Consider the following 26930-nt stretch of genomic DNA (forward strand, 5'->3'; position numbering starts at 1 on the left):
CCGGGCCGGCCTTCGTCGTCGAGGCGTAGGGGCGCCGGCTCAGGGCCGGTGGCGGCGGTAGGCGCGGCGGGTCATGGGGACGAGGGAGCGCCACACGGGACGCCAGAACGGGCCGGGCAGGTACCGGCTGCGCTCCTCCAGGCGGGTCCGGCCGCGGGGGTGCACGGCCCATCCGGCCGGGCCGGCGGCGTAGGTGCGGCGGTACTCGATCGCGCGCACGTGCTTGACGCTCATGTAGCCGTAGTGGGCCGGGGCGACCAGGCGCAGCGGGGCCCCGTGGTCGGCGCCGAGCGGGGCGCCGACCAGCCGGTCGGCGAGCAGCACGTCCCCGGCCAGGGCGTCGTCCAGGTACAGGCAGGCCCGGTAGCCGTCCAGGCCGGTGACGGTGACCCAGCGGACGCGCGGGTCGACGCCGGCCTCGGCCGCCAGGACGGCGTGGACCCTGCGGAAGGGGACGCCCTCCCAGAGCAGGTCGAGGGCGCTCCAGGTGGTCACGCAGTGCAGGTCGGCGCGCAGGGCGCGCCGTTCCGTGCCGAGGAGCCCGTCGACGGGCAGGGCGAGGGGCCGGGAGACGGCGCCGGCCACCGCGATCTCGGGGCGCTCCGGCGGGCGGGGCCGGCGCGGGGCGTACCGGGGCAGCCCGAAGCGTTCGAGGCGGGCGGGCTGCTGCCCGGGAGGCAGCCGCCGCGCTCCCGGGACGGGGCCGCCGGAGGGGGTGGGGGCCATGCGGCACTCCTTTATTAGAGCGAACATTCTAGATCGTACGCTCTATATTGGGGGCATGGCCAGACGCCGGGTGCACAGTGACGACGCGATCCTCGACGCCGCCCGCGACCTGCTGGTGCACAGCGGTCCGGAGGCGGCGACGACGGGTGCGATCAGCGCGCGGAGCGGCGCCCCGGTCGGCTCGCTCTACCACCGCTTCGGCTCGCGGGGGCGCATCTTCGCGGAGGTGTGGCTGCGCACCGTCCGCCGCTTTCAGGAGGAGCTGCACGAAGAGCTGCAGGCGGGGCCGCCCGCGGACGGCACGCACCGGGGGGTCGAGCGGGCGCTGGCGGTGGCGGACCGGGTCGTGGACTTCGCCGTCCGGCACCCCGAGGACGCGCGCCTGCTGCTGGAGGGGCGCCGCGAGGAGCTGATGGCCGGCGCCGACCTGCCCGAGGAGACCCGGCAGGCCCTCGCCGGTCTCAACCGGCCCGTCGCCCGGCTCCTGGAGGACCTGGCGGCCGAGGTGTTCGGTGCGGCGACCCCGCAGGCCCTGGAGGCGGTGACGATCGCGGTCGTGGACGTGCCCTACGCGGTCGTCCGCCGCCACCTGCGCCGGGGCACCTCGCCCGGTGGGCACCGCGCTCTGGTCGTGCAGGCGGCGCGGTCCCTGCTTCAGGCGCCGGGGGCCGCGGTCGGGGACGGGGCGGAGCCGGGGAAGAACCGGCGGGCCCACAGGGACACGTAGACCAGGCCCACGAGCACGGGCACCTCGATCAGCGGGCCGACGACCCCGGCCAGGGCCTGGCCGGAGGTCACGCCGAAGACGCCGATCGCCACCGCGATCGCCAGCTCGAAGTTGTTGCCGGCGGCGGTGAAGGCGAGGGTGGTGGAGCGCTCGTAGGGCAGCCGGACCGCCCGGCCGAACAGCATCGACAGGCCCCACATGAGGACGAAGTAGACCAGCAGCGGCAGGGCGATGCGGGCCACGTCCAGGGGGCGGGAGGTGATGGCCTCGCCCTGCAGGGCGAAGAGCATGACGATGGTGAACAGCAGGCCGTACAGCGCCAGCGGGCCGATGCGGGGCAGGAACCGGTCCTCGTACCAGGCGCGGCCCTTGGCGCGCTCGCCGAAGGTGCGGGTGAGGTATCCGGCCAGCAGCGGGACGCCGAGGAAGACGAGCACCATGGCGGCGATCTCCCAGCCGGAGACGTCGATGCCGCTGGTCGGGAGCCCGAGCCAGCCGGGCAGGACCGACAGGTAGAACCAGCCGAGCAGCCCGAAGGCCAGCACCTGGAACACCGAGTTGAGCGCCACCAGGACCGCGGCGGCCTCGCGGTCGCCGCAGGCCAGGTCGTTCCAGATGATCACCATGGCGATGCAGCGGGCCAGGCCCACGATGATCAGGCCGGTGCGGAACTCGGGCAGGTCGGGCAGCAGGAGCCAGGCCAGGGCGAACATGAGCGCCGGGCCGATCACCCAGTTCAGCACGATCGAGGAGACGAGCAGGCGCCTGTCGCGAGTCACCGAGTCCAGCCGGTCGTAGCGGACCTTGGCCAGGACCGGGTACATCATGACGAGCAGGCCCAGGGCGATGGGCACCGAGATGCCCTGGACCTTGACCGCCTCCAGGGCGCCCTGGAGGCCGGGTACCCAGCGGCCGAGGAGGAGGCCTGCGGCCATGGCCAGGCCGATCCACAGCGGGAGGAGGCGGTCGAGCGTGGACAGCCGTCCGGCCTGCGGCGGTGCCGCCGCCGGTACGCCGGCGCCGGGTCGGGCCATGGTGCGTCCTCCTGGGGTGCGTCCTGGGGTTGCGTCGGGGGCTGCGCCCAGGCCACCATACATCGACGTAGGCTGATATCAACATGGGTCGATGCGGGAGTGGAGGCCGGACCCCGGGGGCCGCCCCCGCCGTGCGCACGGCACCGAACAGAGCAGACCGCACAGAGAGGGCACCACCGTGTCGGAGATCCCCAGCGTCCTTTTCGTCTGCGTGCACAACGCCGGGCGCTCCCAGATGGCGGCCGGGCTGCTGGCCCGCCTCGCGGGCGGCCGCATCGAGGTGCGGTCCGCGGGCTCGGAACCCGCCGAATCGGTCAATCCCGCCGCGGTGGAGGCCATGGCCGAACTCGGCATCGACATCACCGCCGAGCGCCCCAAGGTCCTCACCCCCGACGCGGTCGAGGCCAGCGACGTGGTCGTCACCATGGGGTGCGGCGACGCCTGCCCCGTCTTCCCCGGCAAGCGCTACCTCGACTGGAGGCTCGACGACCCGGCCGGGCAGCCGCTGGAGAAGGTGCGCGAGGTGCGCGAGGACATCCGGGCCCGCGTCGAGGTCCTGATGGGCGAGCTCGGGGTGCCCGTCCAGGGGTGAGGACCCGCCCCCGCGGCCCGGCTCACGGCGCCGGGCTCAGCAGGGGCGGTAGCTCTCGCGCGCCCGCTCGGCCCGGGCGGCCAGGTCGCTCAGCGCCCCGGCGAGGCCGGCGACGGCCTCGGGGCGCAGCCGGTAGTAGGTGTAGCGCCCGCGCGGCTCGGTCTCCACGAGTCCGGCCTCGCGCAGGATCTTCAGGTGGTGGCTGACGGTGGGCTGTCGGGCGCCGGTCTCCTCGATCAGGTGGCAGGTGCACATCTGCTCGTCGGCCAGCAGGCCCACGATCCGCGCCCGCAGGGGGTCCCCGAAGAGCGCCACGGCCGCCTGGTCGGCGGGAGAGATCAGCATGCCCTGATGCCACCACGCGGCCGGGGGAGCGTCAACCGGGGCGGCCCTCTCCGGCCCGGGTCGTTCCGCGTCAGTACGCGTCCCGGTACTCGTAGGCGTTGCCCTCCTCGGACATGATCAGGGTGAGGGCGGCGGTCAGCGCACGCGCCGAGGCCAGGCGCGCGGCGTACTCCTCGACACGTCCCTCTAGGTCCTCGGCCTCCTCCGGCACTCCTCACATCGGGTCCTCATCGGGTTCTCAGGAACAGATCGGACGCGGCCCCGGGGGCCGGGGTTCCGCGCCGCACCCGCACGGAGTCACCGCGCGTCAAGGACCGTGCAATCGGGACGTCGATCCCCGCACCGGACCGTGGTCCCACGACGCCCCAGATCGGCGGCGCCGAACGACCGAGGAGGCGGTTTGAGCGAATGGCAGGACGTCCCTGTGGGGGCGGTGGGCGCGCCCGCGCTGGTGACGCGGGAACAGTGCCGCACGGTCATGCTCCCGGTGGACACCGTGGCCTGCGGGCAGCGACTGCTGCGGGTCGTCGCCCCCCTGGCCGCGGACTGGCGCGTGCAGACGGTGGCGACCGTCCCGCCGAGCCCCTTCAACCGGGGGGTGCGCGGGTGGCTGGAGCGGACCGGACTACCGGAACTGCCCTGGGAACAGGCGAAGCGGACGCCCACCGACCTCGTCGTCACCGCGGGGACGGCGGGAATGGCGGAGATGCCGGGCCCGGTGGTGCTCGTCCCGCACGGCGCGGGCTTCGTCAAGACCCCGGACCGCCGGCGGGGGCGGCGCGCGCGCAGGACGGCCTTCGGCCTGGGCGGGCAGTGGCTCGTCAGCGACGGGCGGGTCGTCCCCGCCGCCGTGGTCCTGGCCCACGAGGAGGAGCGGGCGCGGCTCCGGCGGGCGTGCCCCGAAGCGGCGGCCTGCGCCGTCGTCGCAGGCGACCCCTGCGCCGACGCCGTCCTGCAGGGCCGCGCCCGGCGGAATGCGGAACGGGACCGGTCGGCGGGCCCGCCGGGCCGTCCGCTCCTCGTCCTCTCCTCGACCTGGGGCGGGCACTCCCTGTTCGCGTCCCGGGCGGAGCTCCTGCCCGGGCTCGCGGGCGAGGCCGCGGCGGCCGGCTGGGACGTGGTGCTGCTCCTGCACCCGAACATCCGGGCGGCGCACGGGGACTGGCAGCTGCAGCGGTGGCTGGAGCCGTTCACCCGGGCGGGAGGCCGCGTGCCGGGGGCGGAGGAGGACTGGTGCGCCTACGTGGCGGCGGCGGACGCCGTCGTCGGCGACCACGGGTCGGTGTCCCTGTACGCCACCCTGACCGGGGCCCCCGTGCTCCGCTGGTGCGGGACGCCGCTCGTGGATCCGGCTTCGCCGATGGCCGCGCTCCTGCGCCGCGCCCCCGCCCTGCCGGACGGCGGCCCCTACGTTCCGGCGGTCGAGGCGGCCCTCGGGGCGGGGGCCGGAGCCCGGGCGGCGGACGTGGCCGCCCGCATCACCTCCCACCCCGGGCGCTTCACCGAACGCGTCCTGCCCTGCCTCTACCGCCTGCTCGCCCTCGCTCCGCCTCCGGCGGCCGGTGCCGCCGCCCGGGGAGGTGCGGCGGCATGAGCCCCAAGATCGTGGTCGCCGGTACCGCCAACCTCGGTGTGACGGTCCCCGTCGACGGCTTCCCCCTTCCGGACGGGCCGACCCGGCGGCCGCCGTGGATCCGGACCGGGGTGGCCGGTGTCGGGGCCAACGTCGCCGGAACGCTGGCCGGCCTCGGGGCGACGGTGGAGCTGTGCACCGTCATCGGCGCCGACCTCGCCGGAGACCTGGTCCGTACGGCCCTCAGGCGGCAGGGCCTGCTGGGGCGGGGCGCCGTGACCGGGCCCGCGTCGTCGGTCTCCGTCGACCTGGTGAGCGGGGACGGGCGCCGGGCCGGGCACACGCACCTGCAGGGGGTCGAGCGGGCCGCCTACCCGGCGGGGCTGTTCGCCGAGGCGCTGCAGGGCGCGGACCTGGCGGTGGTCACCACCGCGGACTTCGCCCGGCCGCTTCTGGAGACCGCCCGCCGGGAGGGCGTCCCCGTCGCCACCGACCTGCACCTGGTCTCCGACGCGGCCGAGGAGTCGCGCCGCCCCTGGTTGAACTCGGCCGACATCCTGTTCTGCTCCCACGAGCGCCTTCCGGGCGGCCCTCTGGAGTGGATCGCCGACGTCTTCGCCGCCTACCCCGGCTGCCTGATCGCCGCGGTCGGATGCGGCGCGGAAGGGGCGGCCCTCGGGCTCCGCGATGGAACGCTGGTCCGGGCGCGGACGGAGCCGCCGCGGCCCGTCCGGTCCGTGGTGGGCGCCGGGGACACCCTGTTCGCGTCGTTCCTGCACGCCTGGATGACCACTGGGCGGCCCGTGGAGGCGCTGCGCGGCGCGGTGCTGCACGCCGCCTGGACGACCGGTTCCGCATGGGCGGACACCGGACACCTGACCTCCGAGGGCCTGGAGGAGCTGTCGCGGACCCACCCGGTGCAGGTGGAGCTCGGCCGGTGGGACCGTGAGCGCACCGCCTGACGTCCAGGACGCGCCCCGGCCGCCTCACGCGCCGGGGCGTGCTCAGCCGTGGTCCTGGTCTGCGGCCGCTTGGGCGAGTGCGCTCCGGGCCTGCCCCGCGCTCTCGCGGTCGCCCATCCGCTCGAACAGCCCAAGGGCCTTCTGCAGTGGGGAACGCGCAGCATCGGCGTTCTCCGCGTGGAGCCGCAGTCGGCCCAGCGCGAGGAGCGCCTCGGCGTGGCCGGCGTCGGCGCCGTGGTCGCGCAGGACGCCGCAGGCCGCGACCAGGTGCTCCTCCGCCCGGCCGGGGTCGTCTGCGGATAAGAGGGGGGCGAGCTCCATGCGCGCCCGAGCGGCGTTCAGCGGGTCATCGACGCCGTCGGGGGACAGCTCCTGCAGTGCCGGTCCGAGTGCGGCCCGTGCGTTGTCGGACCGACCGAGCGCCTTGTGCACGCGGCCGAGGGTCAGCAGCGTGATCGCACGGTTGTGCCGGTGGCCCAGTTCCTCGTCGATGCGGAGCGATTTCCCGAGGTGTTCGGCAGCACTGTGGTGGTGCCCGGCATCGAAGGCGGCGATCCCCCGGCGTTGCAGGACCTGGGCGATCCTCTCCCGGTCGCCGAGTTCACGCCAGATGCGCTCGGCCGCGTCCAGGGCCTCCTGCGCCCCGTCGTGGTCGCCCGAGTAGCTGTGGACCAGGCCCTTCTTGGCGAGGACGCGCGCCGCGTAGCGGTCGTCGCCGACGGCGCGGGCCGATCCCAGGGCCGCGTCGGCGGCTCTGAGCCACGAGCGGACGTCTCTGAAGTTCAGGAAGATCGGCCACATCCCCTCGGCGATGCCCATCGCCTGCCGGTGGAGCCCGTTCCGCCCGGCCAGGACCGCCAGTTCGGTGAGCGCCGTCCGCTCGGTGCCGAGCCAGGCCAGGGCGTCCCGCTTGCCGTCGAACCCGACGGGGGCGGTCCCGGGGCGTTCGCCGCCGGAGGCCGCGTAGGGACGGACCGACCGGTCGGCCTCCCGGCTGCACGCGGAGTAGAGGTCGCACAGCCGAGTGATGACCGCGACCTCGGACTCGGGCTCTGCGGCGACCGCGCGTTCGCGGGCGTGGAGCCGGAGGAGGTCGTGCATCCTGTAGCGCCCCTCGGCCACCTCCTGGACCAGGCTGCCGGTCGCCAGGGCTCGCAGGGCGTCGCGGGCCTCCTCGGGGGAGGAGTCGAGGAGCGCGGCGGCGGCGAGCCGGGTGACCTCGCTCATGGGAGCCCAGCCCAGGCGCCGGTAGAGACGCGCCGCGGCCTCGGGGAGGGCGTCGTAGGAGGCGTCGAACACCGAGCGCACGGACATCTCCTGTTCCTCCTCCGGACTCAGCGCCTCGATGCGCCGGCCGTGCTGCTCCAGGTCGCGGACCACTCCGCCGATGGCCCCCGTTCCCCGGAGCCGGACGCTCACCGCGGCGGCGATCAGGGCGATCGGTAGGCCCCCGCAGAAGCGCGCGGCCCGGTCCACCAGGGACATGTCGCCGGTAGGGACGTCGGCGAGGCGGGCCAGGAGCCGCGAGGCGTCGGTGTCCTCCAGCGGCCCCACGGCCAGGGGCCGGGCGCCGTCGAGGGCCAGTCCCGCCAGCCGGTTCCGGCTGGTGACGATGGTGACGCTGCGGGGGTCCGGGCCGGGGAGGAGCGCGCGGACCTGGGCGGCGGAGGCCGCGTCGTCGAGAAGGAGGGTGACGCCCTTTCCGGTGGTCAGCGACCGGAACCAGGAGGCGCGGCCGGACAGGTCGGGGGGCATCGCGTCGGCGGACACCCCGAGGGCGGCCAGGAAGGAGGCGAGGACGTCGCCGGGGTCGGCAGGGCCTCCGCCGGCGTGGGCGCCCAGGTCGTAGTAGAGCTGGCCGTGGGGTGTGCGGTGGGCGTTCTTCCAGGCGAAACGGAGGGCGAGGGAGGACTTGCCGACCCCGCCGGAGCCGGTGAGCAGGACGAGTGCGCCGGGGCCGGGCGGGCCCGGCCCGGTCCCGGGCGGGGAGCCGGTGAGGGCGTCGAGTTCGGCGAGTTCCGGCTCTCTGTTGACGAAGACCGGGGCGGGGCGGGGCAGCTGGTGGAGGAGCCGGTCCGGTTCCGGCTGCGGGCCGGGGGCCTGGTGGACGTGGACGCCGCCGTGGAGCACCCCGGTCTGCAGCACCGTTCCCGATACGTCTCCGTGCAGCTCGGCGCCGGTCGAGGGGGGTCGGCGCTCCTCGTGTGCCACCCTGTGCACCCCTTCCGCTCGGGTTGCGGGCATGCCGTAATGGCCCGCTTAATTCCAATTCATCCCGTCGGCGATGTCCAGGGCCGGTCCGGCGCGAGGTAGGGGGGATCGGGTGTTATAGGGTGAGGATTCCCGGTTTCCGGGCATGAAAAAGTGCCGTCCCCGACAGAGGGGCGGCACCTGTGCGTTCACGCTCTTGGGGGAGCGGGGTCTCGCGATCAGCCGATCGGCGGGCCGGCGGGTCCGGCGGTCTCTGTCGCATAGATGACCAGCCATCCGAAGGCCGTCATCGCGATCACGAGAATGCGCTTCATTATTGCGCTCCATCCACAACGTTGAGGTATGGGCATGCGTCATCAGCGACCTTTGAGGGGTGCGTCAGCCGCAGTCTAGGCCCGAATCCTGATTTTTCCAAAAAGCATTGGCTGTAGGGGGCCTAGCCGCTCCGAACCATACCTTACCGGAAGGAGAGCGGGCGAGGGGGAGTTCAATCGGACGAAAAGGGTATGCGCTTATATAGCGTCGTAAAGCGCGTCGATGGTGGACTCTTCTGGTGTCCGCAACTCGGCGAATGTCTGCTTCGCCTCCGCCAGGCGGGCGCGGGCCGCCTCGCTGCGCTCGCGGTCGTCTTCGACGTTCGCGAGCCGGGCCGAAGAGTGGGCGTACCAGCGGGAGAGTCCGGACGCCTTGGCGTGTGCCCGTGCTTGTTCGAGAAGTCGGGCGGCCTCGGTGCTCTGTCCCTGGAGCTCGGCGACGTCCGCGCGCCCGACCAGGATCTCCACCTGTGTGGCGGGGGTGCCGAACATGGGCGCGAGGCGCCCGCTCGCTTCGAGGGCGGCGAGGGCTTCCCGGACGTCTCCAAGCGCGATGTGCTGGCGGGCGATGTTGGTCAGCGTGGAGCACTGGGCCCACCGCTCTCCGACCTTCTTCTGGTGAGCCAAAGCCCTGGTGAGCAGCACTAACGCCCGTCCGTGGTCGAGTCGGTGTGCCGCGATCTCACCGAGGTTCGCGAGTACATGTGCGACGTGTCGCTGATTGTCCTGTTCCTGAAGTTCGTCCAGGGCCCGGTCGCACAATTCTTGGGCTTCTCGGTGATAGCCCAACTGGAGGAGGGTGCCCGCGTAATTTGCGCGGGTGGTCGCGGCGGAACGGTAATTGAGGCGATCGAGGATTTTCAGTGCTCGCCGGTATTCCTGCGCGGAGAGGTCGAGTCTCCCCTGGATCTGTAGATCGCTCGCGAGGTTGCTCAGGGCGATCGCCATTCCACCTTGGTCCCCGACTCCGTCGTAGCGCTTTGCCGACGCCCGGTGATACTGCTCAGCCGAAACCAGGTCGCCCGCGATCGCATGGATCATGCCGCATAGATCCTCGGCACGAGCCGTCCCCCGTGCGTCGCCGAGGGACGCCCACAACTCGCGCGCCTGTCCGGCGGTCTCCAGCGCCGGATCGAGCTCGCCGACGCGCATGCGGGCGCGTGCCAGGTCGGTCAGGGCGCTCGCGTGCTCCCGGCCCGCTTCGGATCCCCCGGTCAGCCGGACGGCGGTCTCGTGCAGCTCCACGGCCCGGTCCCAGGGTCCGTGAATGTCCAGGTATTCGGCGAGGAGCCGGGCCAGGCGTACCGCGTGCCCGGGGTACCCGTTCCGCGCCGCGAAGCCCGCCAGGTCCAGGACAGGGTGCCGCCGCAGCCAGGAGACCGCCGCCTTCGGGTCCTTGGCCCCGCCCGCCGGATCGGAACCCGGGTGCGGCGCGAACTGGCGGGCCGCCCAGGCGCAGCGTTCCACGATCGCGTCGAGCAGGCGCAGCAGGGCGGCGCGCACCTCGTCGGGCGGCAGGGCGGTCCGCGTCCGATTGCGGACGAAGTCGGCGATCAGGCTGTGCTGACTGAGGGCGTCCGGACCGATCTCCGTCACCAGGTGGCTGTCGATCAGTTCGTCCAACGCGCTGTCGGCCTGGTGGTCATCGCCCCCGAGCATCTTCTTCGCGCATCGGCGGTCCAGGACCCGCGCCGGATAGGCCCCGAGGACCATCAGCGCCCTATGCGCGTCTTCCGGGAGCGAGCGGAGGGCGAGTTCGAACGCCGTCCGTACGCTCCTCTTCCCCAACCGCAGGTGTTCGGTCGGCGCGTTGGCCCGAAGCGTCGAAAGGAGGTCCTGGGCCGTCCAGGAAGGGGACCCGTGCAGGCGCGCTCCCGCGAGCCTCAGCGCCAGGGGCAGGCCCCCGCAGGCGTCGGCGATCTCGGACGCGCACTCGGCGAAGCCGGGGTCGTCCTCCTTGCCGCTCACGATGCCGAGCAGCTCGACGGCCCTGCCGTTGTCCAGCGGTTCCAGGACCAGGTGCTGCGCACCGTCGAGGTCGCTCATCCTGCGCTGCCCGGTGACGATGACCATGCACTCGGAGCCGGAGGGCAGGAGTGGGGCGACCTGGCGTGCGCTCTCCGCGTTGTCGAGGACGAGCAGGAGGCGGATGTCGGAGGTCCGGTCCCGCCACAGGGCGCTGCGCCGCTCCGCGGACGAGGGGACGCGTTCGACCGGGACGTCGAGCAGGGTGAGCAGCTCGGAGAGCGCGCGCCCGGCGGTGAGCGGCCGGTGCCTCTCGTCGCGCCCCCGCAGGTCCAGGTACAGCCGGTGGGAGTAGCCGCCCTTGAGCATGTGCGCGGCGTGGACGCCCAGCACGCTCTTGCCGGTGCCGGCGATCCCGCTGATCACGCAGAGGCCGGTCGCGCCCCGCCGTGCGGCGGTGTCGGCGGCCTCGCGGATCAGACCGGTCTCCTCCTCCCGGACGCTGAAGTCGACGATGTCCCGGGGCAGGTTGTCGCGGATCGGGCCGCGGGGCTCCGCCGACGAACGCGGCTCCGGCGACCCCGCCGCGGCCTCGTGCCGCCCCTGCAGGATCGTCGTGTGGAGCTTCTGCAGTGCGGGCGAGGGGTCGGCCCCCAGCTCGTCGGCGAGCCTCTGCCGCAGGCTCTCGTAGCACGCGAGGGCGTCGGCCGGCCGCCGCAGCGCGAGGAGGAACCGCATCTTCGCGTCGGCCAGGTCCTCATTGAGCGGGTAGCGGGTGGTCGCGTCGAGGAGCAGGGTGAGGCCGTTCTGGGGCCGGCCGAGGCGCAGGAGTGTGCGGGCCCAGTCGGCGAGGGCCGACTGGTGCATGTGGAGCATGGAGTCGCGAAGGGACGACGCCCAGGGGCCGACCGCGTCGGGGAGCGGGTCCTGCTCCCAGAGGGTGAGCGCCTCCTCCAGCGCGGTGAGTGCGGCCTCGTCGTCGCCGGCGGTGTTCAACGCCCTCGCCCGGTGCTGGAGCCCGGTGAACCGGTTCCAGTCGACGGACTCGGGGGCGATGCGCAGGCGGTACGCCCCGGCGCGGAACTCCAGGAGCGCCCGGTCGAGTCCGGCCCGCTCCAGGGCCTGGCGGGTGCGGGTGACATAGCTCGCGAGGCTCTGGCGGCTCCGCGCGGGGAGGCGGTCGCCCCACAGGCCCTCCGCGATCCTCTCCGAGGTGACGGGGTGCGGCGCGGAGAAGGCCAGCATGGCCAGCAGGGTCGACTCGGTTCCGGGACGCGGGTGGACGACCTGTTCGGCGCTGATGCGTGCCGGTCCGAAGAACCGGAACTCCATGGCTCTCCTCGGTCAGGGTGACCCCCGGATCCGTTATTCCACTTGCGCGGAATGGGAAAACGGTCGTCCGGAACAAGGGGAGGGGAGAAGGCGACGCCATTTGGCATCGGTCAAGGTCGCGCGGCCGACGGGAAACGATCATGGCCGGATCTGTCCACTCCGCCGGGAAACTGATCGCCATTCCCGTGCATGTGCACCCGTGGTCCGACATTTCTTTTGCACGTGAATGCCGGGCGCCAATCCGCGGGGCCGGGCGTTCACGCCAGATCCGGGACGTCCTTGAGCTGGCGGCGGGAGGTGATGCCCAGTTTACGGAAGATGCTGCGCAAGTGGGCGTCCACGGTTCTCGGGCTCAGATAGAGGCGGGAGGCCACCTCTTTCGACGTGGCGCCCCCGGCCACCTCGCGGGCGATGTGCGTCTCCTGGGCCGTCAGGCGGTCGTAGGCGGGCGCCGAGCGGCTGCGGGCCGTGGCGCCGGTCGCCCGCAGTTCGCGGGCCGCGCGCCGGGCGAACGCCTCCATGCCGATCTCCGAGAGCCGCTCATGGGCGGTGCGCAGCCGCTCGCGCGCCTCGCGGCGGCGGCCCGCGCGGCGGAGCCACTCGCCGTAGCGCAGCTGCGCCCGGGCCAGGTACGGCGCGGCCGTCCGCCAGCAGGGACAGGGCCTGCCGGTGGTCCTCCTCCGCGCCGTCGACCAGGGCCCGCATGGCCGCCGCCGTGCCGAGGGCGAAGCCGGTCCCGGCCGCCTCCGCGCGCTCGGCCAGGTCCTTCAGGGCCGAGCGGGCGGCGGCGTCCTCGCCGCACCGGACCGCCGCCTCCACCAGCTCGGGCAGGCTGGCCCCGGCGATGTAGAGGTCGCCGCCCCGCACGGCCCGCGCGGCCGCCTCCAGCGCGGCCGGATACTCCGCCAGGCCGTTGTGCAGCACGGCCTTGGCGCCGTCGAGGTTGCCGATCAACTGCCCGGCCCCGCGCTCGGCCACGTCGGTGAACAGGTCGAGCGCCTCGCCGCGGCGGCCGCGTACGACCGCCAGGTGCACCCGCGGGTACAGCTGTGGCACATCGCCGAGGGCGTCGGCGATCGCCTCCTCCTCGGCGATGGCGGCCACCGCCCGCCCGAAGTCGCCGCGGACCACCGCGGACAGCGCCGCCTGGGCCAGGCCGAGCCGGGCGGTGATCGGCGACCGCGTCTCGCGTCCCGTGCGCACGAGCCAGGCCACGACCCGCGTGTGCAGGTCGAGGTCCCACAGCTCGCCGGCGAGGATCGTGGCCAGAGCCGGGTTCCGGGTCCAGCCCTCGCCGCCCGCGCCGTCCCCTTCGCCGCCGGTCAGCGCCTGCCGCAGGGCCGGAAGGCCGCGGCCCGGCCCCTCGCGTTCCAGGACCAGCAGCGCGTCCAGCACGTCCGGCCGCGGAACCGGCGGCGCCGTCCGGGCCGCCTCCAGCACCCGGTCCATCACCCCGGCGGCCCGGCCGACGGCCAGCCCCATCTCCAACGCCTCGACCAGGCACGCCCGCGAGCGCTCCGGGTCGGTCCCGGCGAAGCGCCGCGCCGCCCGCACGATGAGCTCGGGCCCCCGGGTGACCCCCTCCGCCCCCGCGACGAATGCGATCTGTCCGCGCAGAAGGTCGGCGCGGGCCCGCTGCCCCTCGTCCAGCACCTCGGTGTGGATCCCGGAGACCAGCTCCGCCGCGTCCTGGGCCCGGCCCGCGTCCAGGGTGGCCCGCGCGGCGGCCAGGGTGCGCCCGTTCCGCCGGACGGGGTCGGTCGACAGCGCCGCCGCGCGTTCGAGGAACGCGGCGGCGGCCGCCACGCCGCCGCGGGCCTGGGCGCGCGAGGCCGAGGCCTCCAGCTCCCGGGCGACCTCCTCGTCGGGGCCGCCCGCGGCCTGGGCCCGGTGCCAGGCCCGCCGGTCCGGGGCGGTGGCCGGGTCGGTCGCCCCGGCCAGCGCCCGGTGCGCCGCCCGGCGCCGATCGGGGGAGGCCGCGCGGTAGACGGCCGAGCGCGCGAGCGGGTGGCAGAACCGCACCCGTGTGTCGATCTCCACCAGCCCGGACTCCCGGGCGGTGTCGCCCGCCGCGGCCGCGTCGATCCCCTGGTCCCGGGCGGCCGACCAGAGCAGCCCCGGGTCGCCGGTGGGGTCGGCGCCGGCCAGGAGCAGCAGCGCCCGCGCGTCCGGGGGCAGCCGCTCCGACCGGGCCTGGAAGCTCCCCTCGATCCGCCCGGCGACGGGCGAGGGCGCCGGCGGTGCGAAGCCGCCCGCCTTGGGGAGTTCGATCAGGGCCAACGGGTTGCCGCGCGCCTCGGCGAGGAGGCGCTCGCGCACCCGGTCGTCGAGCGGGGCCGCCTTCTCCAGCGCCAGCAGTTCGCGCGCCTGGGCGTCGCCCAGCCTGCCGAGCGCCAGACCGGGCAGCTCGTCCAGCCCCCGGGCGACGCCGTCGCCGCGGGCGGCGACCACCATCGCGACCGGCTCCGCCGCCAGGCGCCGGGCCAGGAACGTCAGCGCCTTGGCCGAGGCGGCGTCCACCCAGTGCGCGTCGTCGACCAGGCACAGCAGCGGCCGGTCGGCGGCGGCGCCGGAGAGCAGGTCCAGCGCGGCGAGCCCGACGCGGAACGGGTCCGGGGCGCCGTCGGCCAGCCCGAACGCGACCCGCAGGGCGTCCCGGTAGGGGGCGGGGAGCCCGTCGAGGTGCTCCAGCACCGGCACGCACAGCTGGTGCAGAGCGGCGAAGGGCATCTCGCCCTCGAACTCCGTCCCCGAGGCGCGGATCACCCGGACCCGCGCCGCCGCCTGCCGTTCGAGGCGGTCCAGGAGCGCGCTCTTGCCGATGCCGGGTTCGCCGCGCAGGACGAGCACCCCGCCCTCGCCCTGCTCCGCCGCGCCGACGAGGGCGGCGAGGCGCTCCATCTCGCCGTCCCGGCCGACCAGGGGGAGGGGAGGGCGAGGCGATGTCGGGGCCATGCCGGCCACCTTATAGAGCCGCCCGCCCGCCGATCACGGCCGCAGGCGTCGCCGCCGGCCCTGCCGATGCCTCCGGTCCCTCCGACGACTTAGGCGATGTTCACCGACGCGAAGGGAGGGCGGCGGGCGCGATCGTCGTACGCGGCGACACCCCCTGGACGACGACGGGACGAGGACGAGAGCGATGAGCGACGAATCGGCGCCGAGCACGGCGCCTCCCCGAACGCACGTGCCGCGCGGCGTGGCCATGGTCGGCCTGGCCGGCTCCATGTTCCTGGTGGTGCTGGACACCTCGATGGTGAACCTCGCGGGGCGGACGATCCGGGAAGGCCTGGGGCTCACCGCCGCCGAACTCACGGTCGTGGTGGACGCCTACCTGGTGGCGCTGGCCGGCCTGCTGCTGCTCGGCGGCCGGCTGGCGGACGTCCTCGGGGGCAAGAGGGTGTTCCTGGCGGGGACGGCCGTCTACGTCGCCGCGTCGGCCCTGTGCGCGTCGGCCGCCGACGGGGCGGTGCTGACCGCCGGGCGCGTCGGCCAGGGGATCGGGGCGGCGCTGCTCATGCCGGCCGCGCTCTCCCTGGTGCTGGCCCTCTACGCCTCGCCGGCCGAGCGCACCCGCGCGATGGGCGTGTGGGGCGTGCTCGCGGGCGCCGGGAGCCTGGTCGGCGTCGTCCTCGGCGGAACCCTGACGGACCTGGCGGGCTGGCCGTCGGTGTTCTGGACCCCGGTGCCCTTCGGGATCGCCGGGGCGGCCCTGGTGTGGTGGTCGGCGCCCGAGGTCCCCGGGCGGCGCGGCGTGTTCGACGCGCCCGGCGCGATCGCCATCACCCTCGGCGTCTCCGCCCTCGCCCTGGGCCTGGTCTTCGCCGGCGGGTCCGGGTGGGACCGGCCCCTCGCCCTGGGCGGCCTCGCCGTCGGCGCCGCCTGCCTGGCCGCCTTCGTGGCGATCGAGCGGCGCTCGGCGCACCCCCTGGTGCCGCTCGGCGTCTTCACCCGGACGGCGGTGGTCAAGGCGAACGCGGTGATGCTGCTGACCGGGGCCACGCTGACGAGCCTGTTCTACCTCCTGCCCCTGTACCAGCAGGAGGGGCTCGGGATGAGCCCCACGGAGGCCGGCCTGGCCCAGCTGCCCATCGCCGGAACGATCATCGCGGGCAGCGGCGCCGCCCCGCTGCTGGCCAAGGCGCTGGGCCTGGACCGCGCCCTGTCGGTCGGCCTCGCCGGGCTCCTGCTCGGCTTCGTGTGGCTGGTCCTCGACCCCACCGAGAGCGGGTTCTCCGCGAGCCTGCTGGGCGCGTTCCTGCTGATCGGCACCGGGCTGGGCCTCGGGTTCGTCAACGCCGTCTCCATGGCCGTGCGCGACAGCGCGGAGGGCGAGTCGGGCCTGCTCAGCGGGTTGGTCAACGCCGCCCAGCAGTTGGGCGGCGCGGTGGGGGTGGCGGCCATCGCCGGGATCGCCCTCGGCGCCGCCGGGGCGCACGGGGACCTCTCCTACACGGCCGCGTTCCTCGGTCAGACCGCGTTCATCGCCTTCGCCCTCGCCCTGTCCTTCATCCCCAAGGCCCGGGAGCGCTCGGGCCCCGCGGTGCCGTCCGCGCGCTGAACCCGATCTCCCGAACCCGGCCTCCCGGCCGGGCACCGACCCCGCCGGGGCAGCGCCCCCGGCGCTCCACACGAAGGGACCCCCGACGATGGACAGCCCCACCGTTCTCGTGACCGGCGCGACCGGAAGCGTCGGCTCCGCACTGGTCTCCGCCCTGAAGGCGCGCGGCGCGACCGTCCGCGCGATGATCCGCGACCCGCACCGCCCCGTCGCCGCGGCCGACGCCAACGTCGTCGCCGACCTGCGGGACCCCGATTCGGTCGCCGCCGCGCTGAAGGGCGCTGACGCGGCCTTCCTCAACAGCCCCTCGGCGCCGGACGCCGCCGCCCTGCAGACCCGCTTCGCGGACCTGGTGCGCGAAGCGGGGACGGACCGGCTCGTGGTCCTGTCGCAGTACGCGGCGCGCGCCGACTCCCCGGTGCGGTTCCTGCGCTGGCACGCCGAGGTCGAGGAGCATGTGCGGGGGCTGGGCCTCGACCACACCGTGCTCCGCCCCAACCTCTACATGCAGGGGCTGCTCGCCTTCGCCGGGTCCATCGCCCACGGGGCGTTCGCCGCGCCGATCGGCGGCGCCGCGGTCAGCGCCGTCGACGTCCGGGACATCGCCGGATCCGCGGCGGCCGTGCTGACCGGGGCCGGACACACCGGCTGCACGTACACGCTGACCGGCCCGCGCGCGGTGACCCACCCGGAGATCGCCCAGGCGATCTCCGCCGCCACCGGCCGCGCGGTCGCCTTCCACGACGCCCACGCCGACGACTTCGCCGCGGCCCTGGCCGGCGTCCTGCCCCCGTGGCAGGTGGAGGGCCTGGTCGAGGACTACGCGCACTACGCCCGGGGCGAGGCCGCCGAGGTGCACACGGCCGTGGCCGATCTCACGGGGCGGCCCCCGCGCGACATCACCGACTTCGCCCGCGACTCCGCCGCGTTCGGCCGGGGGTAGGGTCCGGGGACCGGTCACAGCGGCCCGGCCCCGGCGCGCTCCCTCGGAAGGGAGGCGCCGGGGCCGGGCCGTGTCGTGCAGGGCGGGGTCTCGCCCGGCCGGCAGGGGCGCGCCGCGGCACCCCCGCGACCGGGCGTGCGGCCCCCGGCGCGGTGTCGGCGGAGGGACGCGAGGGTGAGCAGAGGCGTCCCGCTGCCGCCGTTTAGTAGTCTGAGGAGTCGGCAGACAGGCACGGGAGGGGGCGAGTCCGGCGCGGGCGCGGGGCGGGCACCGCGTCGAAGGCGCCGTAGGTCCGCCCTGAGAATTCTCGACGCCTGAGCGTCGTGGGCTTCGGTATGCAGAGGATGCAGTGAGTCCAGAAGAACGAGACATCGACAGCAAGTTCGACGATGAGGACTACCCCGCCTACAGCATGGGGCGGGCCGCCGAGATGCTGGGCACGACCCCCGGCTTCCTCCGCAGCCTGGACAGGACCAAGGTGATCACGCCCCTGCGCTCCTCCGGCGGCCACCGCCGCTACTCCCGCTACCAGCTGCGCATCGCGGCCCGCGTGCGCGAGCTGGTCGACGAGGGGACCCCGTTGGAGGCGGCCTGCCGGATCGTCGTGCTGGAGGACCAGCTCGAAGAGGCCCAGCGGATCAACGCCGAGATGAGCGCGGAGCGCGGCGAGTAGACGAGGAGCGTCCGCGGCGCGCGCCGCCGGAGCGGGCAGGCGCCTCCTTGGGCGCGGCGACCACGACGGGGACCCCGGAGGGCTCCTGTGCCCCGGTGATGCTGCTCACGGCCTGGTGCCCGGTGCGGGCGTCGCTGATCCGCGGGGTGATCCCCGCGGTCCTCATCAGGCGGTCCATCTCCCGGCGCTGGTCGGGCAGGAGCAGGGTGACGACGCTGCCGGCCGCTCCGGCCCGGGCGGTGCGGCCGCCCCGGTGGAGGTAGTCCTTGTGGTCGGCCGGCGGGTCGACGTTGACCACCAGGTCGAGGTCGGCGATGTCGATGCCGCGCGCGGCCACGTTGGTCGCCACCAGGGCGGTGACCTCCCCGGTCTTGAACTGCCCGAGGGTGCGGGTGCGCTGTGGCTGGGACTTGCCGCCGTGCAGGCCGGCCGCGCGGACGCCGCTGGCGAGCAGGTGCTTGACCAGCCGGTCGACGGCGCGCTTGGTGTCGAGGAACATGATGACCCGGCCGTCGCGCGCGGCGATCCGGGTGGCCGTGGCGCGCTTGTCGCCCTCGTCCACGTGGAAGACGTGGTGCTCCATCCGCGTCACGGTCCCGGCCGAGGGGTCCACGGAGTGCACCACCGGGTCGTCGAGGTAGCGGCGGACCAGGCGGTCGACGTTGCGGTCCAGCGTCGCGGAGAAGAGCATCCGCTGGCCGCCCGGGCGCGTCTGGTCGATCAACCGGGTGACCTGCGGCAGGAAGCCCATGTCGGTCATCTGGTCCGCCTCGTCCAGCACGGAGATCTCCACCCCGTCCAGCCGGCAGTCGCCGCGCTCGACGAGGTCGGCGAGGCGGCCGGGGGTCGCGACGACGACCTCGGTGCCGCGGCGCATCGCGTTGGCCTGGCGGCCGATCGACATCCCGCCCACGACGGTGGAGACCCGAAGGCGCACCGAGCGGGCGTAGGGGTCCAGCGCGTCGGTCACCTGCTGGGCCAGCTCGCGCGTGGGCACCAGGACCACGGCCAGCGGCTGCCGCGCGTCGGCGCGCCGGCCGGCCAGGCGGGAGAGCATCGCCAGCCCGAAGGCGAGCGTCTTGCCCGAGCCGGTGCGGCCGCGGCCCAGGACGTCGCGGCCGGCGAGGGAGTTGGGGAGCGTCGCGGCCTGGATCGGGAACGGCGCGGTGACGCCGAGGTCGGCGAGCGTGCCCGTGAGCGGACCGACCAGGTCCATCTCGGAGAACGAGTCGACCGCGGGGAGCGCGGGGCTGGTGCCGGTGGGGACGGCGAATTCGTTGCCCCGCACGGCGGGACCGGAACCGCCGCGGCGGCGGCCCCCCGAGCGCGATCCGGGCGGCCGGGTACGGGCGCGGTGGTCGCGGTCACGGGTGGTTCGGTTCATGTACGGCCTTTCGGCGAGAACGGAGAACACCGCATCGCGCGGCCGCGCGGCCGGAAATGAGGGGTTCGGGAAAAGCGGGGCGCGCAGGGGCGGAGGGCGGGTCGCCGCGTCCGCCGCGCGCGGGGAGGTCGAGGATGGAAAGCGGCGGGCCGCGGTCCCGCACCCGGGGTGCGGGGACCGCGGCCCGCCGGCCGTCACGTAACTCAGACGAGAGAGATGTTCTCCGCCTGCAGGCCCTTCTGGCCCTGGGTGACCTCGAAGGACACCTTCTGGCCTTCAAGCAGCTCGCGGAAGCCCGTGCCGTTGATGTTCGAGTAGTGGGCGAAGACGTCGGAGCCGCCGTCCTCCTGCTCGATGAAGCCGAAGCCCTTTTCCGCGTTGAACCACTTGACGGTGCCAGTAGCCAAAATACTTCTCCTTCAGGGTGGTGTCCGGCGCCCGCACTTCGCGGGACCGGAGCTGCCGTAATGATTACCCGTCCGGAAAACCGAATCGCGCACAGCACCCCGGAGCGTGTCCAGGGGGCCGAAGTCTTTGGGAACCACAACCGCAACCGTTGGCAACAGTAACACGGTGAAGGCCCATGTCAAAGGGGGTCTCGTTTCAATTTTTCCGTGCGATAAATAATGGTCGCGGCCGGTCGGGATTTCTCATACGGCCACAAGAGGTTTTATGGGCCCGCCGGTGCGGCGACGGCCCGGCGGCGGGCGGCGGATCCGCTGTGGGGGCGGGTCCTGGCCGGTCGGCGGGGTGCAACGGTGCGGGTCGGCCGTTCCGCCGCGCTCCGGCGGGAGGGTGCTAGAGGTCACAGCACTCGCAGCACTTGCAGCACTCGCAGGCATTGCACCAGGCGTCGCGGGGCCTGCCGGTCCACGGGCCGGGGTGGGGGTCCCGGCAGCAGAACTGGCACGAGCAGCACATGAAGAGCGCGACCGCGCATCCGCCGAACACGCCCCGCTTCACGGGCGGGTGCAGGCGGGGGTGTCCCCGCAGGAGAAGCAGCCCTCACAGCAGGAGCAGCAGCTGTCGCAGCGGTGCTTCCCGTTCCCGTCGCCGTGGCCGCGGGCGCCGCCGTGCCCGTGGCGGTGCTGGGGCGGATGCCCGTGCGGGGGGTTCGCGTGGTGGTGCGGGTGGCCGTGCCCGTAGGGGCCCTGCGGGCACCCGGCTTGGGCGAAGGCGCGGTCGACCGCGCGTCCCAGCTCGTGCACCAGCAGCGTGTGGACCAGGCGGTCATTGGTGAACTCGGCCTCCTCCAAGGCCAGTCGGACCCCCAGGACGGCGTCGTCGCACAGCTCGCGGGCCCGGGCCGGCCCGGTGCCGGTCGCGGTCAGCGGGTTCCACGCGCCCCGCTCCCGGTCGTGCTCTTGGTCCTCGACCGCGTCCAGGAGGTGGGCGACCCGACCGAACAGGCGGCCGGCCTCGCGCAGCGGTTCGACGTTCCCCGGCCGGCCCGCCAGTACCGCGGTATGGGCGAACGCCTCGCCGGTCGCCTCCTCGGTCGGCCGGGTCACCGCCGGGACGTCCGCTCCCGGGCCCGCCGCCGCCTCGGCCTCCCTCTGGCCGTCGATGACGGCGAGCAGCCGTCCCCCGTCGAACCCGAGGTCCTCGCCCGACTCCCGGGCGCCGCGCCGCCACCGCTCGGCGACGGTGCGCACCCCGCGCCTGGCGTACACCCCGTCACCGTCGGCGACGTGGTCGGAGATCTTCGCCGACGCCAGCATGAGCGACACCGAGGCGGCCAGCCGCGCCCCGGCCCCGTCGGCCACCTCGGCCCCGCGCATCCCCCGCAGCGGGCACGCCCCGGCCCGCCGCGTGCCGGCGCACTCCTCCGCCTGGGCGGCGGCCAGGACCGACACGACCAGGCCGTCGTAGTTGGTCGCGATCCGCGAGGCCTGGCCGTGGCCGTCCCGCAGGGCCAGGCGCAGCCCGCACATGTGGGACATCCATTCCCGGGCCAGTCCGCCGGGGAGGGAGTGCCGGCACGGGCGCAGGATTCCGAACACGCGACCACGACCCCATCCGTCGTTCGTCGACACGGCGGCCTCGGGCCGCGCACTGGGCAACGGTGTTGGACGCCGTGCCCCCGCCGGGGGTTCCCGGGTGAGCGGGGCCGGGGCCGTCGACGGGGGCGCCGTCCGGACGCCCGGGGCGAATCGGGTGGATCCGGCCACACCCCCCTTGAATCAACGATTCAACGGTCATTAGTTTGTTGTCATGACTTCGGATGCCTGCGACCTGCTCTGCCTCGACCTCCCCCAGGCCGAGGAGGTGCGTGCGCGCGTGCCCGCCGACGACGGGGTGCGCACGGCCGCCGAGCGCGCCAAGGCCCTGGCCGACCCCACCCGGCTGCGCATTGCCCAGGCGCTCCACACCGGCGGGGAGCTCTGCGTGTGCGACCTGGCCTGGGTGTGCTCGGCCGCCAAGAACCTCGTCTCCCACCACGTCCGGCAGCTGCGCGCCGCTGGCCTGGCCGACTCCCGGCGCGACGGGAAGCTGGTGATGTACCGGCTCACCGGCGCCGGGCACGCGCTGCTGTCCGTCCTCATGCCCGTCCCCGAGCCCAGCGCCGAGAGGGGCTGACCATGTCCGACCTGTGCTGCGGCGGCGAAGGGCCGGACCCCCGGGACGGGCACCGGGACGGGCACCGGGACCCCGCCTCCGGCCCCGGAGGCCGCCCGCTCCTCGGCCTCGCCCCCGCCGCCGGGGCCGCGCCCGACGCCCTCACCTGCTCCTGCTGCGCCCCGGTCGGCGCCGGGCCGGGGAAGGCGCGCATCCGCACCCCGCAGGACGCCCCCGGGCAGGAGGCCGCCGACGGTGACGGGTGCGGCGACCCCACCTGCGGCTCCCCCGCCCCGGCGGAAGAGGGGGAGAGGCCGGGCGCGTGGTGGCGTTCGGCCCCCGTCCGCTGGGCGGCCCTGGCCGGGGTGCTCTGGGCGGCCGGCCTGGCCGTCGGCGGGCTCACCGACGCCGCGAACGCCGCGACCGCGCTGTTCGCCGGCGCCGTCGCGGCGGGCGGGTGGACCTTCGTGCCCGGGACGCTGCGCGCCCTGCTCCGGGGGCGCCTGGGCGTGGGGACCCTCATGACCGTGGCCATGGCCGGCGCCGTCGCCCTCGGGGAGGTCGGCGAGGCGGCCATGCTCGCCTTCCTGTTCTCCATGGCCGAGGCCCTGGAGGACCACGCCGTGGCGCGCACCCGCCACGGCCTCCGGGCCCTGCTGGACCTGGTGCCCGCCCGTGCCACCGTGCTGCGCGGCGGACGCGAGGCCGCCGTCGCCCCCTCCGAGCTGGAGGCCGGCGACCTGCTGCTGGTGCGGCCCGGCGAGCGCATCGCCACCGACGGCACCGTCCGCTCGGGCCGCTCGGCCCTGGACGCCTCGGCCGTCACCGGCGAGTCCCTGCCCGTCGAGGCGGTGGAGGGGACCGAGGTCTTCGCCGGGACCGTCAACGGCGGCGGGGTGCTGGAGGTCGAGGCGACCGCCCGGGTGGCCGACAACTCCCTGTCGCGGGTGGTGCACATCGTCGAGCGCGAGCAGGCGCGCAAGGGCGCCGCCCAGCGCCTCGCCGCCCGGGTCGCCCGCCCCCTGGTGCCCGGCGTGCTGGCCGCGGCGGCGCTGATCGCCCTCGCCGGGTCCCTGCTCGGCGACCCCGCCCTGTGGATCGAACGCGCCCTCGTGGTGCTGGTGGCCGCCTCCCCGTGCGCCTTCGCCATCTCCGTGCCCGTCACCGTGGTGGCGGCCATCGGCGCGGCGAGCCGCTCGGGGGTCCTGGTCAAGGGCGGCGCCGCGCTGGAGGCCTTCGGGAGCGTGCGGGTGGTCGCCCTGGACAAGACCGGCACCCTCACCCGCAACGAGCCGGCCGTGGTGGCGGTCGAGCCCGCCGGCGGGCACACCCGCGCAGAGGTCCTGGAGGCGGCCGCCGCCCTGGAGGCCCGCAGCGAGCACCCCCTGGCCGCCGCGATCCTGGCCGCCCGCCCCGGCCCGGAGCCCGCCCGCGACGTGGAGGCGGTGCCCGGCAGCGGCCTGACCGGCACCCGGGACGGCCGCCCGCTGAGGCTCGGCCGGCCGGGCTACATCGATCCGGGGCCGTTCGGCCCGGCGGTGGCCGGGCTGCAGGAGCAGGGTGCCACCGCGGTGCTGGTCGAAGTCGACGGGCGGGTGATCGGTGCGATCGCGATCCGCGACGAGCTGCGTCCCGAGGCCGGTGAGGCCGTGGCCGCGCTCCACCGCGCGGGGGTGCGCACCGTGATGCTCACCGGCGACGACGAGCGCACCGCCCGCGCGCTGGCGGCCCGGGCCGGCATCGAGGAGGTGCACGCCGACCTGCGCCCGGAGGACAAGGCCGAGCTGGTCGTCGGCCTGCGCCGCGGCGGCCCGGTGGCGATGGTCGGCGACGGGGTCAACGACGCGCCCGCCCTGGCCACCGCGGACGCGGGCGTGGCCATGGGGGCCATGGGCACCGACGTGGCGGTGGAGACCGCGGACATCGCCCTGATGGGCGAGGACCTGCGGGTGCTGCCCCGGGCCCTGGCGCACGCGCGCCGCGCCCGCCGGATCATGCTGCAGAGCCTGCTGCTGTCCGGGGGGATCCTGCTGGTCCTGGTCCCGCTCTCGGCCTTCGGGGTGCTGGGGCTGGCCGCGGTGATCCTCACCCACGAGCTGGCCGAGGTGCTGGTCATCGCCAACGGGATCCGGGCCGGCCGGCGCCGGGCCGCGCCCGTCGGGCCCGCCGCGACCGCGGCCCACGAGCGCGGAACGGCCCCGGCGTGACTCCTTTCCGCCGGTAAAGCCCCTCGCCGACCCGGCTCCGACGGCCGCCGACCACGGCCGCCGGAGCCGGGCCGGCGTTCCGGAATGGTGAGGAACCGGCCTTTTCGCTACGCTGACCGCCGACCTCCCGGACACGACCCCCTTCCGGTCGAGGAGTGTTCGTCACACTGCGTCATCGACGACTCCGCGTGAGGACCTCATCCGTGCATGGGAAGAAAGGATCGATGGCGGCATGTTCAGAACTCCGAAGGATCATCTGCGGAACATCGATAATTCGACCGCAAAGAGCGCGGAGCACCTGAAGAGCATCGACCAGTCGGCGGCGAGCACCGCGCGGTCCACCGCGCAGAACACCGAGCTGTTGAAGGGCATCGCGTTCACCAGCACCGCCAGCATGGTCTTCAACGGCATCACCGCCGCGAACACCGCGCGCATGGCGCGCACGCAGGACCAGCAGTTCGCGCTCCAGCAGGAGCAGCATGCGCTTCAGCAGGCCATAGCCGAACAGACCGCCCGGCACGAGTTCTCGATGTGGCGGCAGACGCCCGAGGGGGAGGCGTTCGTCGACTGGCAGCGGCGCGCCGCCATCCTCATCCCGTTCCTGCGCAACCGTGAGCGGGTCTGGGACGCCGCGTGGGCGGGGGCGATCGGGCGGGCACTGCAGGAGGTCCCCGCCGACGAGAGGCGGCGCTTCGCGGGCCGGCCGGCGCGGTTGAGGCAGACCGGGCTCAAGGTCGCCTCCATCGTCTGTTTCGCCCTCGCCGGGCTGTTCGCGCTCATGCTGCTCTTCCAGCTCGCCATGGGGGCGCTGGCGGGGTCGGCGTCGCAGTCCGCGGGGAGCGACCGGCTCACCTACGAGGAGTGCCTCGAAATCCTCGAGGACCCGGACAACGTCATCATGCGCGAGGCCGACTGCGAGGCCATCAAGCCCGAAGCCTCCGGACCGACCGCCGGGAGCGTCGTGCCGCCGGCGCTGTTCGCCGGACTCGGGATCGCGCTCCTCGTGGTGCGCAAGGTGCGGCAGCGGTCGGCCCTCGCCGACCCGACGGTGGAGAACGAGAGCGCGGCGAGGATCGCCACGTGGGGGTTCGACCCGCTGACGACGCGGGGCGCCTGGTACCCGTGGCACGAATCGCAGGGGTTCATCGGCTACCCCGACCGCATCGAGCATATGGTGCGCAGTGGGCCCTCCCAGCGCCCGCAGCCGGACCAGCTCGTCCCGCTCCAGGTGCCGACCCCCAGGTCGCCTTCCAGTGGTCTGCCCGCCGAGGTCAACGGCGTCCTGAGCACGTTCCAGCAGGAGAACGAGACCTTTTCCCCCTGACCGGCCCCCTCTTGACGGCAGAGACGGGGCGTGGCCCTCAGCGCCTTCCAGTAGCAGAACTCCGTGGCGCGGTCCGGCCCTCATCGTTCGTGCATGAGCGCCTTAACGGCTTCTGAGGGAAAGCCGGTGGGCCGGGGGACCCTTGGTCGTTTCCTCGGATCGGGGAAAGGCGACACCTCTGCATCGGGGGTCTTCCACCGCGAAAGGCGGACGCCTTTCCGGGGGGCATGCGCGGAACACGGCCGCAGATCTCCGGGAGGCGCCTCTGGAGCGGAACCGGGCCCCGCACTCGCTCAAGAAGGACGCCGTCATCGGCGCGCCGCTGAGCATCGAGCTGTCGGTGAACACGAACCTCTCCACCTCCCAAGAGGCGGACGAGGTCCCCTTCACGACCAAGCACGGCAGTACGAAGAGGACCAGCGGGATCCTCGGCTCCAGCGGCGCCCCGTACATCGCCGGACACCTGATCACGGAGCAGAATGACCTGTCGTACTGACCCCCGGCCCCGACCGGCCGGCCGCCGACCCCCACCGGCGGCCGGCCTGTGCGCGCTGCCGGGGCCGCCCCGGCCGCGGCCGGGAGAGCCGGGCGCGCGGTCTACCGGAAGGCGTCGGCGTTGCGGGCGGCCCAGTCGGTGAAGGAGAGCGGGGCGCGGCCCAGGGCGAGTTCGGTGTCAGGCGCCGGAGTGCGCTCCTCCCGAGTCGGTGTGCCGATCGCGTCGAGGGTCTTGTCGACGACCGCGGAGGGCCAGATCCGCGACAGCTCCTCGAAGGCCTGGTCGCGGGTCTGCTCGACGAACGCGACCTCGTCGCCGATGGCGTCCGCGATCGCGGCGGTCTGCTCGCGCGGTGTGACCGCCTGGGGGCCGTTGAGCGTGTAGTACCGGCCGAGGTGGGTGTTCTCGAGCAGGGCCGCGGCCGCCGCGGCGGCGATGTCGGCCGGGTCGATGGGCGGGAGCGCGACATCGCCGAACGGCGCCCGGACCGTCCTGGTGGAGCGGATCGACTCGGCCCACAGCAGCGCGTTGGAGGCGAAGCCGCCGGGGCGCAGGACGGTCCATTCGGGGACCGCTTCGGTCACGGTCCGCTCCATGCCGGTCAGGAAGGGGTCGCGCCTGGACTGCGCCCGCTGGGAGGACAGGAGCACGATCCGTCCGACGCCGGCGTCGCGGGCGGTCGCGACGATCTCGGAGACCGGAAGCGCCGGATCGGGGACCATGAGGAACAACCGGTCCGCCCCCTTGAACGCGGGCTCCAGGCCGCGCGGGTCGGCGAGGTCGCCGGCGAAGTGCCGGGCGCGCGCCGGCAGTCCGATGGGGGCGCGGGAGACGGCCGTGACCGACTCTCCGGCGGAGGTGAGCGCCTCCACCAGCGGGCGGCCGATATTGCCGGTGGATCCGGTGACCACGATCATGACGGTTCCTTTCTCGGGGTACGCGCCAGACCTTAGGTAGGCGGCTCACTTCTGGAAAGGACGTACCTTTGCGTAAGGTCCTTCCATG

22 protein-coding genes and 1 pseudogene are annotated in these 26930 nt (G+C 74.6%); 11 read left to right on the forward strand and 12 right to left on the reverse strand.

Annotated features, from left to right (window positions below; all coding sequences use genetic code 11):
• Positions 1–39 precede the first annotated feature (39 nt).
• Entirely contained in the window at positions 40–726 is a 687-nt protein-coding gene (locus tag C892_RS0125650; protein WP_017559553.1) for a molybdopterin-dependent oxidoreductase, read from the reverse strand.
• A gap of 55 nt (positions 727–781) precedes the next feature.
• On the opposite strand from C892_RS0125650, the gene C892_RS0125655 reads away from it, so the two are divergent.
• Positions 782–1453, forward strand: coding sequence for a TetR/AcrR family transcriptional regulator (locus tag C892_RS0125655; protein ID WP_017559554.1), 672 nt, complete (start codon positions 782–784; stop codon positions 1451–1453).
• Here C892_RS0125655 and arsB read toward each other — a convergent pair.
• A complete protein-coding gene (gene arsB, locus C892_RS0125660) occupies positions 1381–2487 on the reverse strand; it encodes an ACR3 family arsenite efflux transporter (protein ID WP_017559555.1) in 1107 nt (368 codons plus the stop codon). The genes C892_RS0125655 and arsB overlap by 73 nt on opposite strands.
• 178 nt (positions 2488–2665) lie before the next feature.
• Here arsB and C892_RS0125665 point away from each other — a divergent pair, with 178 nt between their 5' ends.
• Positions 2666–3079, forward strand: coding sequence for an arsenate reductase ArsC (locus C892_RS0125665; protein ID WP_017538223.1), 414 nt, complete (start codon positions 2666–2668; stop codon positions 3077–3079).
• A gap of 36 nt (positions 3080–3115) precedes the next feature.
• On the opposite strand, the gene C892_RS0125670 is transcribed toward C892_RS0125665, so the two are convergent.
• Both C892_RS0125670 and C892_RS31930 read right to left on the reverse strand, forming a co-directional pair.
• Positions 3116–3424 carry an ArsR/SmtB family transcription factor gene (locus tag C892_RS0125670; RefSeq protein WP_017538222.1) on the reverse strand — a complete coding sequence of 103 codons (309 nt, stop codon included), beginning with the start codon at positions 3422–3424 and terminating at the stop codon, positions 3116–3118.
• Positions 3425–3494: 70 nt separating this feature from the next.
• Complete coding sequence (locus tag C892_RS31930) at positions 3495–3635, reverse strand: hypothetical protein (protein ID WP_017559556.1); 141 nt, start codon at positions 3633–3635, stop codon at positions 3495–3497.
• Between the two features lie 189 nt (positions 3636–3824).
• Here C892_RS31930 and C892_RS0125680 point away from each other — a divergent pair, with 189 nt between their 5' ends.
• Both C892_RS0125680 and C892_RS0125685 read left to right on the forward strand, forming a co-directional pair.
• Entirely contained in the window at positions 3825–5018 is a 1194-nt protein-coding gene (locus tag C892_RS0125680) for a hypothetical protein (protein WP_239647532.1), read from the forward strand.
• Positions 5015–5959, forward strand: a complete 945-nt coding sequence (locus C892_RS0125685; protein WP_017559558.1) for a carbohydrate kinase family protein — start codon at positions 5015–5017, stop codon at positions 5957–5959. The genes C892_RS0125680 and C892_RS0125685 overlap by 4 nt, the downstream gene beginning before the upstream one ends.
• 42 nt (positions 5960–6001) lie before the next feature.
• Here the strand turns inward: C892_RS0125685 and C892_RS0125690 are convergent, their stop codons facing one another.
• The 4 genes from C892_RS0125690 to C892_RS29600 form a co-directional block, all read right to left on the reverse strand.
• Positions 6002–8170 (reverse strand): tetratricopeptide repeat protein, encoded by a 2169-nt coding sequence (locus C892_RS0125690; protein WP_017559559.1) that lies wholly within the window; start codon positions 8168–8170, stop codon positions 6002–6004.
• Between the two features lie 512 nt (positions 8171–8682).
• Positions 8683–11781, reverse strand: coding sequence for an AfsR/SARP family transcriptional regulator (locus C892_RS0125700; protein ID WP_017559561.1), 3099 nt, complete (start codon positions 11779–11781; stop codon positions 8683–8685).
• 257 nt (positions 11782–12038) lie between these two features.
• Positions 12039–12302: a helix-turn-helix domain-containing protein gene (locus tag C892_RS32435; protein WP_239647533.1), complete on the reverse strand. Its 264-nt coding sequence runs from the start codon at positions 12300–12302 to the stop codon at positions 12039–12041.
• Between the two features lie 19 nt (positions 12303–12321).
• Positions 12322–14736 carry an AAA family ATPase gene (locus C892_RS29600; protein ID WP_239647534.1) on the reverse strand — a complete coding sequence of 805 codons (2415 nt, stop codon included), beginning with the start codon at positions 14734–14736 and terminating at the stop codon, positions 12322–12324.
• A 184-nt stretch (positions 14737–14920) separates the two neighbouring features.
• Here C892_RS29600 and C892_RS0125710 point away from each other — a divergent pair, with 184 nt between their 5' ends.
• The 3 genes from C892_RS0125710 (at position 14921) to C892_RS0125720 (ending at position 17955) form a co-directional block, all read left to right on the forward strand.
• A complete protein-coding gene (locus tag C892_RS0125710; RefSeq protein ID WP_026124642.1) occupies positions 14921–16339 on the forward strand; it encodes an MFS transporter in 1419 nt (472 codons plus the stop codon).
• Positions 16340–16427: 88 nt separating this feature from the next.
• The gene (locus tag C892_RS0125715) at positions 16428–17282 is read left to right on the forward strand and encodes an NmrA family NAD(P)-binding protein (protein WP_017559563.1); all 855 of its coding nucleotides are present in this window, start codon (positions 16428–16430) and stop codon (positions 17280–17282) included.
• A gap of 349 nt (positions 17283–17631) precedes the next feature.
• Positions 17632–17955 carry a MerR family transcriptional regulator gene (locus tag C892_RS0125720; protein ID WP_017538214.1) on the forward strand — a complete coding sequence of 108 codons (324 nt, stop codon included), beginning with the start codon at positions 17632–17634 and terminating at the stop codon, positions 17953–17955.
• Here the strand turns inward: C892_RS0125720 and C892_RS0125725 are convergent.
• The 3 genes and pseudogenes from C892_RS0125725 to C892_RS29605 all read right to left on the reverse strand — a co-directional run bounded on the left by C892_RS0125725 (position 17921) and on the right by C892_RS29605 (position 21342).
• Positions 17921–19339, reverse strand: coding sequence for a DEAD/DEAH box helicase (locus C892_RS0125725; RefSeq protein WP_017559564.1), 1419 nt, complete (start codon positions 19337–19339; stop codon positions 17921–17923). The genes C892_RS0125720 and C892_RS0125725 overlap by 35 nt on opposite strands.
• Positions 19340–19542: 203 nt before the next feature.
• The gene (locus C892_RS0125730) at positions 19543–19746 is read right to left on the reverse strand and encodes a cold-shock protein (protein ID WP_017559565.1); all 204 of its coding nucleotides are present in this window, start codon (positions 19744–19746) and stop codon (positions 19543–19545) included.
• 391 nt (positions 19747–20137) lie between these two features.
• Positions 20138–21342: pseudogene (locus tag C892_RS29605) on the reverse strand (DUF5685 family protein).
• 211 nt (positions 21343–21553) lie between these two features.
• Between C892_RS29605 and C892_RS0125740 the strand changes: the two are divergent.
• The 4 genes from C892_RS0125740 (at position 21554) to C892_RS32440 (ending at position 25925) form a co-directional block, all read left to right on the forward strand.
• Positions 21554–21919, forward strand: a complete 366-nt coding sequence (locus C892_RS0125740; protein WP_017559567.1) for an ArsR/SmtB family transcription factor — start codon at positions 21554–21556, stop codon at positions 21917–21919.
• A gap of 2 nt (positions 21920–21921) precedes the next feature.
• Complete coding sequence (locus tag C892_RS0125745; RefSeq protein WP_017559568.1) at positions 21922–24105, forward strand: heavy metal translocating P-type ATPase; 2184 nt, start codon at positions 21922–21924, stop codon at positions 24103–24105.
• 232 nt (positions 24106–24337) lie between these two features.
• Complete coding sequence (locus C892_RS0125750) at positions 24338–25429, forward strand: hypothetical protein (RefSeq protein ID WP_017559569.1); 1092 nt, start codon at positions 24338–24340, stop codon at positions 25427–25429.
• Positions 25430–25571: 142 nt separating this feature from the next.
• A complete protein-coding gene (locus C892_RS32440; RefSeq protein WP_239647535.1) occupies positions 25572–25925 on the forward strand; it encodes a DUF6342 family protein in 354 nt (117 codons plus the stop codon).
• Between the two features lie 101 nt (positions 25926–26026).
• On the opposite strand, the gene C892_RS0125760 is transcribed toward C892_RS32440, so the two are convergent.
• Positions 26027–26842 carry an NAD(P)H-binding protein gene (locus C892_RS0125760; protein WP_017559571.1) on the reverse strand — a complete coding sequence of 272 codons (816 nt, stop codon included), beginning with the start codon at positions 26840–26842 and terminating at the stop codon, positions 26027–26029.
• Positions 26843–26930: the final 88 nt, after the last annotated feature.

This window comes from Nocardiopsis baichengensis YIM 90130 (assembly GCF_000341205.1).
Taxonomy (GTDB): Bacteria; Actinomycetota; Actinomycetes; order Streptosporangiales; family Streptosporangiaceae; genus Nocardiopsis_A; species Nocardiopsis_A halophila.